Origin of the sequence: Clostridium sp., assembly GCF_051656525.1 — a bacterium.
In the GTDB taxonomy this organism is placed as follows: Bacteria; Bacillota; Clostridia; order Clostridiales; family Clostridiaceae; genus Clostridium.
The window spans coordinates 1-10,558 of the sequence record NZ_JBOGCC010000262.1 but is presented as its reverse complement, the minus strand read 5'-3'; the positions used below and the strand labels follow the sequence as shown (position 1 = coordinate 10,558).

The window sequence follows — 10,558 nt, the reverse complement described above, 5'->3', positions numbered from 1 at the left end:
CAATCTATCTAAAGAAAGTTCCTCTACTATCATAGCTGTTCTATCAGCTTTAAAGTATTCTGAGTACTTCTCAACATCTAATAAAAAGTTTTCATTATCTTTTTCTGGTCTTGGATATTCACTATAAATTAGATAGTTACTTTCTAAATCTAGTACTTCTAAAGTATATTTAGTTTTAAATATATTGATATCAATCTCTTCCTCTTTTTTATTAATACTTTTTTCCAACTTTATAATCTTAACATCTCTAAGATTAAGTTCATCTAAACTATCTTTAAAAGCTCCACCCTCATCATACCAAAAGATTATGTGTCTTTTCTTTGGATAAATAGGTGTTATATCAAATCTATGTTGTAATAATTCTTTTATTTTTTCACTTTCCATAGTTACCTCTCATTATTTATCATCATTTTTTAAATATTTTTCTCTAATAGCATTTTCTAAAAGTCTATTGATTGGAATACCTGTTTCGCTATTTATTTTTTTTAATAATTGAAATAGTTTTACATCTATCTTTGTATTTAAAGCTTTTCGTTCAATCTCTGATTTTGGTCTAGCCATCTTCCCTCCATTTATGTAGTTTTATGTAGATAAAACTTTTTAATAAAGTATAGCTCATTAACCTTATTATGGCAAGAAAAAAGAGAGAATTTTTACATTCTCTCTAAAATATCCCCTCTTAATTAATCTCACTTTCAATAGCAACATCTTTACCACTAAAAGCCATTCCTATCTTTATTACTTTTGATATTCCATTATTTTTCATGGCTACATCATATTTCTTCTCATTTATTTGAACTAAAGCCTCTTTTGCTTTCTCATGAATAGAATTTTTATCCCCTATTTTAAACTCAAATATTAATCCAAAATTTTTCTTATCTTTCGGTTCTAAAGCTATATCATATCTTCCATAGCCACTCTCTCTATTGGAAGTTACTATATATTTATCTCCTAATGTTAAAAGAAGCCCTAGCATAAAGTGATGGTAATACTTCTCGCTATCTCCACTATCGTGATAACTTATTGCGGATAAATACAACTCTTTAAATTTATATTCAAATTTCTTAACATCGCCTTTATACAAATCTTCTAACATTTTAAAATACATGGCTGTTTTCCCATGACTGTACTCTTTTATGAAAGTATTCTTAAAAAATGATTGAACTTCATAGTTAGGAATCTTTAAAAAATATGTTTTTGCTCCAGTTATTTCCGATATTTCAAATCTATCATAAGTCAAATATCCTGAAAATAACATCAGTGACCATATTGTATCTACATCTTCTAAATCAGAAAATATAATATTTTCTGTGATTACTTCCTCTATTTCATTCCCACTAAATACAGCTTTTAAATCATCTATTACTTTAGAATCATTTTTGTCTAATAATTCTTTTATTAAACTATTATCACTTGTATTTACCCAGTATGGATTAAGCTCATTTTTACTAGCAAAATTAATTAAAGACCAGGGATTATAAACTAATTTCTTTCCAAACCTATATCCATTATACCACTTTTTTACATCTTCTAGCTCATACTCTAATTCATAATATTTTAATAATTCTTCTACTTCATCTTCTGTAAGACCAAAATAATTAAAATCATTATCTAAAATTGTAGATACCACAAGATTATTCAATCCTGAAAATATACTTTCTTTTGCAACTCTCAATATTCCAGTAAGTACTGAAAACTCTAAATATGGATTACCTTTTAGTGCTGCACTCAGAAAATTACGGAAGAAGAATATCGCTTCATCATAGTATCCTTGTGAATGAGCTGTTACTAAAGGTGTATCATATTCATCTATTAAAATGATTACTTTCTTTTTATAATAACTCTCTAGATAGCTAGACAAATCTTTTAAAGCATTCGTATAGTCTGCGTTTTCATTTCTCATTAAAATATCATTAAAATTTTTTATTTGAATCTCATTTAAAGACTCTCTGATATATATTTTAGATTGAAATAAATTGCTGATTAAATTTTTTAAGGCACCAAAACACTCCATCCAACTACGAAATTTTATATCTTTTAAGCTTATATATATAACAGGATATTCTCCTGCATATTCCATCTTATCTGTTTTTGAAATATTTAATCCTCCAAATAGCTTTCTATTATTTTCTCTGTCCTCTATACTGAAGAAATAGTTAAGCATTGACATATTTAAAGTTTTCCCAAACCTTCTTGGTCTTGGCAACAGTGTTACTTTAGACTTTTTATCTAACAATTCATTTATTAGCATAGATTTATCTACAAAGTAATAATCGTTTTCTATTACCTCTTTGAAATCATCTATTCCTACAGGTAACTTTTTCTTAACCATCTTTTTCACCTCTTATACCTTTTCTTTAATTATATCATATTTTCTTCACTATCTACCCAAACTTCTCATAATTTACTTTCTCTCTCAGATTTCTATCCCTCTTTCATGAAAATCATTCATATGAAGATTAAAATATATCACTTCTAATTCTAATGATTTTCCTATCCCAAAATCATATTTTAAAGGATTACTAGAATCTACAAAAGGATAGATTAAATAAACCTTTTTACATTTTTCATACTTTGTTCCGTAGGCATATAGTTGATACACGTCCTCTTGGCTTGGTTCCTTAGACATAGTTTTCCATTTAGTATCACATACAATAATTTCATTTTCTTTTTCTATTACAATATCTGGTCTTAATCCAAATCTTGCACTTCTATCTATGTACGCTAAATGATGCTCTCTATCCTGTAACTTTAGGTTTTCAATCTCATCTTTTTTTCTTAGGTAATCCCCAATATAGCTTTCAAAGAGCTTATTCATATCAAAAAGTAGGGCAAAAGCAATTTCGCTACCTTTATATGGTGAAAAACTATTATTTAAAAGAAAGATCTTACACCACTTTAGAACCTGTTCATAGTTTTTCATATCTCGCCCTAACTTAATTTTTGAAAAACAACTATTGTAGTCATAGATGGGTTTTATATCTTCAAATACAAATTTAAACTCTCTAATTCTCTTTTTATTAGTTAAGGTTGTACATTTTTTATAAAGAAAATCTAGCGTAGTTTTTATAATCTGATTCTCTATTCTATCTGGGCTAAATTCATCATATTCAACAGCAAATCGCTCTTTATGAATAGAGTTCTTTTTAATCTGGTCAGATATTTTTAACCTTCCTTTTAAATATTTAAGATTATCCTCTTTCTTTATATAATTTGATTTTATTCCTTTTTTTAGAAGTAATGATAACTCCTCTAAAAACATCTTTATAAAAATTTCATAAAGGGTCATTTTTTCAACCTTTAAATTAGCTATTTTTGTAGTTTTAAAGGGAGAATCCTTTAGAGTTCTTAACATCTTTAATAGAATTTTTTTACTTTTTTCTATATCTTCATCTTCATCTAACCTAGTTATCTTAGGTAGTATTTCTATAGTTCTTCCACTTTTTGTTTGAATTATTCCAACATAATTTTGAGCCTGAAGAAACTTTCCTCTTTTATTTTGTCCTAATTTAAGATACTGAACATGATCTGAGTTTTGTAATACAAAGGTTTCAATCTCTTCAAAAGTTTCTTTATTTACAGCTATATTCTTTCCATCGTTTTCTGCTCCTATAAAAATAGAACTATATTCAGTTAGAGTTATATTTCTTTTATCATTCATTTTAATTTTCTCCAAATTCAGAAACTTTCAGATAACTTTCCCTTGTAAATTCATCATTAACTCTATAACTAAACTCGCTTAACTCCATATCATCTAAATTAAATCCAAATATACTCTTACTAATTACATTTTCACTAATAATAAATTTATTTCCAGATTTTCCAATTTGCTTTTCATGATCTCCTAATACAAGTTGAATCTTTTCCCAATCGTCATAAAAATACTCTTGCAACAGAGGAATTACTCTGTTTCTCATAACATTATTAAGATCTTGGAGGGTTTTTATATTTATAAAATATGCATGTCCTATTGTGTGATCTCTATCGTAAAGATATTCTATTCTTTCATTAATAACTTTCAAAAAATTACTTATATTGATTTCTGGTGCATCCTCTATGCTTTTTTCAGATAAACAATCTAATTGGGGCATCATCTCAATGAATTCAAAACGTCTTCTAAGAGCTGTATCTAATAAAGCTATACTTCTATCTGCTGTATTCATTGTTCCTATTATATATAGATTATTAGGCACGCCAAAACTCTCTTTACTATATGGTAGTGTTATTTTAATCTGTTCATCATTTCCAATTCTTTTACTATCTTCAATTAGAGTTATTAGTTCTCCAAAAATTTTAGATATATTTCCTCTATTTATTTCATCTATAATCAATACATAGTTTTTTAATTCATCTTTCTTTTCTAAATAATTAGAGCTAGCCAATAACTTTTCTAATATTGGAGTATAGTATGGCTCCAATCCATTTTTTATTGAATTATTCTCTCCAGCCTCATACATTTTTTTTAGTGTTGCTATTGAAAGTGAATGTTTACTTTTTCCTGCAAATTTATCAAAATGAATACTTTTTTCAGTTATGTCAGTTATTGTAAAATAGGATTTTTTAGTTTTAACCTCTAAACCTTTCTCTTCATCTAATTTATCTAAAATAACCTCTTTAAAAACATCTTCAAAATCTTTTTTCCTGTCATTAGTGTTTTCACTGTTTTTTAAATTTTTCAATGCTCTTCTAGAAATCTCTTTAAATATTCCATTAGCTACGTTATAACTAATATTTTCACTCTCATCTATCTCTGCTCTTATTCCCTCTACAAAATCTTCATAACTATATGATTGATGAAAAGTTATCATCTCAATTTGACTATTGTCTCTGTATTCTTTAAATTTTTCCCTAAGTCTATTTCTTTTTTCCTCATCATTTAAAGTATCATCAGAATTAATAGCTATATAAAACTCATTATCTAATATTTCAATTGCTCTATCTATTGTATTATAAGTTTTTCCTGTTCCCGGTGGACCATATAGAATTTGATTTAAAGGCTTTTTATCAATAATATCTTTCTCTGGTAACACTAAATTACTGGACATTTTTGTATTTTCACATAGCTTTTTATAAAGTTCCCAGTAAAATATTAATTTTTTATAAACATCCTCTTTTGAATCACTTAATTCATACATTAATTTTTTTTGAATCTCAATAAAAGTTAATGGTCTAAAATTTATTTTATATTTTTTTTGTAATTCATTCTTTAACTTTAAAACTTTATCATAAGAACTTATTGAAGTAAATCTATCTGGAAATAAAGCACATAAAAATCTATATCTCACTGCCCTATAATTTCTCTCTTTAGAAGATGAATTTTTTTTAGTATTTAATAATTCTATTAATAAATTTTCTACCTTCTGAATATCTGACTCTTTTAACATTGAAATAATTAATTGCATATCTTTGTCAATTTTTTTTCTTACTTTATCTCTATCAGCATTGTACATATTTCCTTGTCCTACATCTGATATTCCGTTTTCAACTTTGAAAAAATATCTTTCTAAAAAATCATCAATAGTTTTTAGCTCTCCATTAGAAGATAAATTTATTATATTCTCCAACTCATTTCTATTTACATTTTCTTTATCTTTTAAACTTTCTTTTATATTCTGCAATATTTCAATCCATTTTTTAAGGTCTTTATACCAATCATTTTCTTTAAAATCATACTCTTTCAAAAACTCTTCAAATTCATTTAATAATGATCTCAATTTTTGTTCCCCCTTATAATCTTAAACTCTAACAAATTCATTTAACTTGCTTTTTAAATACTTATCTTCACATCTATATTCAAAGTATAAATCTGTGCCACTTATTTTTGCATAGATAGATTTTTTAGCATTGTTCTTATATATAACATGACATAACGATTCCTTATGTATATATTTAGCTTTTAGCAACATTGGATTAGGATTTTTTGTATTGATGTGACATTCAACTATAAATCCAGGAGATAGCAACTCAATATTACTTTTTTTTACCAGTTTATTTTTCTCGAATACTATATTTTTATTTTTATATTTAACAAAATATAGCTCACCTATTATCTTTTCAATAGGTAAGTTTACAACTGTTATAGCTTTTTGAGGTTTTTTATCTTCTAACTCTTTTTTCTTATTTACATCATCTTTAGCATTATGCTCTTTAACTAAATTAAACCAATATTTTCTTCTACCATTATAATCTATTCTTACATCTTCTAAAATCTCTTTTAAATCGTCCTCTTCATAATCAGAAAAATATTCTTCAAGACTTGGTAATGCAATATAATTCTGTGCTATATTAGATTTTAGTTGCTGATGTATTTTTTTTATCAAATTTTTCTTTCTGTCATATATAGAAAGTTTTGTTCCTCCACCTAAATATTGATTTTTCCCCATAAAATCACTCCCTTGGTTTATTTTTTCATTTTTCTCCTAATAGAATTAAAGAGAGAAAATATAATTCCTCTCTTTAAGATAATCTCCATTATTCACAATGTCATTAAAGTTATCTACTTTAAGCCTTTAATTACTTATTTAGACATCTTTCTATTTTTTCTATCCATTCTTTAAATAAGGGACACTCTTTTTTCATAGTGGCAATTCCAATATCTTCAGCAACTATAAGACCATCAATAGTTTTACTATATCCTTCGTAGTATTTTTCTAATCTTTTTGATGGTGCAGTTGTAGGACTATCATTTATATGTTCTGGAGTCAAATACCTTGATATATCAACTTTTATTTCATCAATTAATGATGGATTTTTTTCATCAATATATATAAAACTATCTGGATTAGAAAATAATAATCCTTCAAATTCATGCATTTGAATATATGGAATAAATTTAGGATTCATTATTTCTAACTCTAACTCCTTTTCAATAAGTTCTTTTTTTTCTTTTATATCAGACTTTTGTAAACTTTCTTTGTATCCTCTAAACTCTCTATCTATTCCATAGTAATCTAAAAGAGTAGTCACATAATCTGCAGAATTAATTAACCTTTTTACATATCCTACAACACTTTCAAATTTTATAACTCCACCCTTGTGTCTTTTTCCATTATTTAAAATACTACTAGGAAGTATTGTAACTCTTAAATCACCATATATTTCTTTAGAATGAAAATATGGAATCATAATATCTTTAACAAACTTTTCCTCTGTCTGTCCCTCAACAACTATTAGAACTCTCCCCATTATGGTCGCCCTCCTAATAAATTCATTTCCCAAAGTTCACCTATTGTATAATCCTCTAGCCACTCTGTGAATTCTGATATGTCCATTCTTTTAAATGTTGATTCAGTATTTTCCTTATCTACTACAATAATATCCTCTAATTCAAAATTATTAACAAGAGTTACAGACTGAGTTGAAATAATTACTTGAATATTTTTTTTAGCAACCTTTTTTATTAAATCAGCTAGAACTTTTAAAGCAAATGGATGTAATCCTAGCTCTGGTTCATCTAAAATTATTGTTTTAGGTGGATCTGGTTGTAAAAATAAAGTTATTAAACAAATCATTCTCAAAGTTCCATCAGATAAATGATTAGCGTTAAATATCATCTCTGAATTTTTTTCTTTCCATCCCAACCTTATCTCTTCTTGATTAAAGGGATTAGGTTTCAAGTAGAATTTATCAAAATATGGAGCTATTAATCTTACTGTTTTTTCAATTTTACTTAAAACTATGCTATTAGTCTCTTGGAGTTTGTATAAAAAAGAAGCTAAATTCCGTGCGTCAGTATATAAAAACTCATTATCATAAAGATTAAATGACTGTTTTATTCGAGCTGTTTTTCCTGTGTCATGAAAATGATAGATTTTGTATTCACCTAATCTACTAGCTACCATTTTTTGAACTTTTTCTGTTTCTACTCTAAACTCTGTGATTCCACTTTCTAATCCTTTAGCAAAGTTATTTTCATAGTGATAAAATCTATCATATTTTGATTTATCTTTATACCCTAAATTTTCTGTTTCAAAAAATAAACTTCCCTCTGTATTCGGTAAAAGAGAAAAAGAATAGTAATTAGATATGTCTTCTTCTGTCAATTCAACTCTTGCTTTAATATATTCTGAATTTTTTAATCCATGATGCAATATATATTCACTCCCAGCTTCTTCTAAAATATGTGTTTGCATTTTTTTATTTGTTATAGAGTTTAAAAATCTAAAAAATGATATAAAATTAGATTTTCCTGCACCATTAGCACCTATTAAAATATTTATCATATTAAGATTTATATCTAATTTTTTTATAGATTTATAGTTTTCTATATAAATTCTTTCAATCATTTAACTCACCTACCTTTTACCTAAATTGCTATATCTTACTTAATATCTTCCCAAACTTCTCATAATTCAGTTTAACTCCATCATCTAAATCCAGAGATATCTTTTGGTCTGCTATATGTTTAACTTCATTAGCATAATCTTTTAACTCTTTTAACTCTGCATCTAACTCTTTTAATCTCTTATCTGCATCTTTTTTATCTTTTGGAGTAGTGTTCTCATCACTACTTAATCTCTCATAGTATGCTCTTTGATTGTCTAGTATCTCTTGGTATGGTAATAAATAGTCTGCTCTTACTCTTCCTATACTATTCTCCTCATATCTATGTAGATATATTAAAGTAGAGAATGCATCTTTTTTACCACTGTTCATCATCCAGTATATAGGTCTCTTTTTATATCTTTGTAAATGATCCTTATAGAAATCTTTTATAAAGTATTTTCTTATAACATCTTTTGCATCTTCACTGCTTTTCTTACCTAGACCCTCTGCTATAAAGTTTAAGTTCTCTTGGAGAGTATCCTCTCCATAAACTGCTTTTACAAACTCTATAACTCTACTTACAATGTCATTTTCAAAGCTGTCCTCTCTTAGCACTGGAACTATTCCATGAGCATCAGGAATAAATCTAGGATTAGTTATCTCATGTCTAATCTCTGCATCTTTGCTTTCTATAACTATTTTATTATTTTCAACTTTCATAATATCATCAGAGTTGGCTATTATTAGTCCTGGTTTATCAATAGAATATCTTCCCATAATACATCCAACTGCATATGATAAGAATTGTTTCATTAACTCTTCTTTATTAAATACTAACTCACCATGCACTATGTTAGCCTCTTTCTTTAAAAGAGTTATATCACTCAGTTCAACTTTTTCATCCATCTCATCTTCTAAACCATAGATTTCGATAAACATTCTGTTTAATTCCTCTTCATTACTATGCATTTTAAAGAACTGTTCTTTCCAATATTCACAATATTGCTCATAACCTTCTTTTAAACTGTTTCCTTCGATCAACCCTAATTTTTCAAAATCCCATGAAGTTTCACGAGAATCCCATTCTTGTTTAGAAATATTAATTAAATCGCTTACTTTAATTTCTACTCCCTCTTTCATTTGCTTGTCTTTTAAAAATAAAATTGGCAAACTTGCAACATTCCCAGATTGAAAACTTAAAGTAGGATTTAATAACATTAAAAAATTATGAACTAATTTTGTTGATAATAATCCTAAAATAAATTTTATATTTTCATTACTTGTAAAATATGATGAACCTCCATTGTCAAATAAAGTTCCTATAGGTGAATATCTAATTCCAAATGAAGAAGAACTTACAAAAGACCAAGTAAGTGATTCTTTTAAATATAAATTTTCGCTTCTCACTGAGGCTAATTTTTTCCCATTTTTATCTTTATTTTCTTTTATTTCTTGTCCATTATTTTTCCAATTAATTAAATATTCACGATTTCCATACCATTTTCTAAATTCTCCTCCTTTATTATAAGGGTACCATTTTTTAGAAAAAAAACTTTGCTCAAAAGTTTTTGCTAAAACTTCTTTTGATACGTCATTTATTTCATACCAATTTCTTAAAAATCTATCGTTATCAGCTGTCGTCATTCCGGTTTTTGCATTTCCTACATCCCCAAGTTTTTCACTAGTTGCAAATATCTCTCTAACCCTCTCACTCACCCAATAAGCAATAGGGCTACCCGGGATTTTTTCAAAGTCTTTTTGGTTTGTAGTGAAGTAGTTTTCTTTATTGAAGAACTCTTTTTCTTTCCACTCAGAGTTGTTGTAATCAACTAATCTTATATAGCTACCTTTTAAAGTTGGAACTCTTTTTTTAGTAACCCACGATACCGTTTGAACAACCTCGCCACCTATCTCTTCAAAGGCTCTTGTTCCTAAGTGGTTTAAAGTATTAATTTCTAATGAATCAATTATATTTTTTCTTAAAGTTTCAAAAGAACTTAAAAACATCCAAGAGTGCATAGTTATCATAGCTGTGTATCTCTCTTGTTGAGTGAATTCGCTACATCTTTCCATGAATACTGAGAATAAATCCGCTTTGCTGTCCTTGTAGTTTTTCTCTATGTATTTCTTTAATATGTCTGAGTATCCTTTACCTCCCATGTAAGGTGGGTTTGTGATTACTACGTCATATTTTTGTGTCATGTTTTCTTGTTGAGTTATTAGTCTTCTTAGAGTTTCTAAGTCCTCTTCCATGTTCCAAGTTCCTGCAAATAGAGCTATCTGCCCTAAGTTT

General features: G+C 27.2%; 8 protein-coding genes and 1 pseudogene. All 9 read right to left on the bottom strand.

Annotated elements, in window-relative coordinates; all coding sequences use genetic code 11:
• Positions 1-384, bottom strand: a pseudogene (locus tag ACRDDY_RS13005) (hypothetical protein); the annotation flags it as partial.
• Between the two features lie 12 nt (positions 385-396).
• Positions 397-561 carry a ribbon-helix-helix domain-containing protein gene (locus tag ACRDDY_RS13000; protein ID WP_438506930.1) on the bottom strand — a complete coding sequence of 55 codons (165 nt, stop codon included), beginning with the start codon at positions 559-561 and terminating at the stop codon, positions 397-399.
• Between the two features lie 118 nt (positions 562-679).
• Positions 680-2,332: an AAA family ATPase gene (locus ACRDDY_RS12995; RefSeq protein ID WP_438565368.1), complete on the bottom strand. Its 1,653-nt coding sequence runs from the start codon at positions 2,330-2,332 to the stop codon at positions 680-682.
• 84 nt (positions 2,333-2,416) lie between these two features.
• On the bottom strand, positions 2,417-3,661 hold the full coding sequence (locus tag ACRDDY_RS12990; RefSeq protein WP_438565367.1) for an McrC family protein: 1,245 nt from the start codon (positions 3,659-3,661) through the stop codon (positions 2,417-2,419).
• Position 3,662: 1 nt separating this feature from the next.
• Entirely contained in the window at positions 3,663-5,714 is a 2,052-nt protein-coding gene (locus tag ACRDDY_RS12985) for an McrB family protein (protein WP_438565366.1), read from the bottom strand.
• 21 nt (positions 5,715-5,735) lie between these two features.
• Positions 5,736-6,383, bottom strand: coding sequence for a hypothetical protein (locus ACRDDY_RS12980; protein WP_438506047.1), 648 nt, complete (start codon positions 6,381-6,383; stop codon positions 5,736-5,738).
• A gap of 130 nt (positions 6,384-6,513) precedes the next feature.
• Entirely contained in the window at positions 6,514-7,185 is a 672-nt protein-coding gene (locus tag ACRDDY_RS12975) for a DUF4276 family protein (RefSeq protein WP_438565365.1), read from the bottom strand.
• Positions 7,185-8,285 (bottom strand): AAA family ATPase, encoded by a 1,101-nt coding sequence (locus ACRDDY_RS12970; protein WP_438565364.1) that lies wholly within the window; start codon positions 8,283-8,285, stop codon positions 7,185-7,187. Before ACRDDY_RS12970 ends, ACRDDY_RS12975 begins: the two co-directional genes overlap by 1 nt.
• Before the next feature lie 28 nt (positions 8,286-8,313).
• Positions 8,314-10,558: BREX-1 system adenine-specific DNA-methyltransferase PglX (gene pglX / locus ACRDDY_RS12965; protein WP_438565363.1), on the bottom strand; the 2,245-nt coding region annotated here is incomplete at its 5' end.

Bases quoted from the DNA above. Each gene is read 5' to 3' on its own strand.
- ACRDDY_RS12990 (WP_438565367.1), bottom strand. From the start codon at position 3,661: ATGAATGATAAAAGAAATATAACTCTAACTGAATATAGTTCTATTTTT.
- ACRDDY_RS12970 (WP_438565364.1), bottom strand. From the start codon at position 8,285: ATGATTGAAAGAATTTATATAGAAAACTATAAATCTATAAAAAAATTA.
- ACRDDY_RS13000 (WP_438506930.1), bottom strand. From the start codon at position 561: ATGGCTAGACCAAAATCAGAGATTGAACGAAAAGCTTTAAATACAAAG.
- ACRDDY_RS12975 (WP_438565365.1), bottom strand. From the start codon at position 7,185: ATGGGGAGAGTTCTAATAGTTGTTGAGGGACAGACAGAGGAAAAGTTT.
- ACRDDY_RS12980 (WP_438506047.1), bottom strand. From the start codon at position 6,383: ATGGGGAAAAATCAATATTTAGGTGGAGGAACAAAACTTTCTATATAT.
- ACRDDY_RS12995 (WP_438565368.1), bottom strand. From the start codon at position 2,332: ATGGTTAAGAAAAAGTTACCTGTAGGAATAGATGATTTCAAAGAGGTA.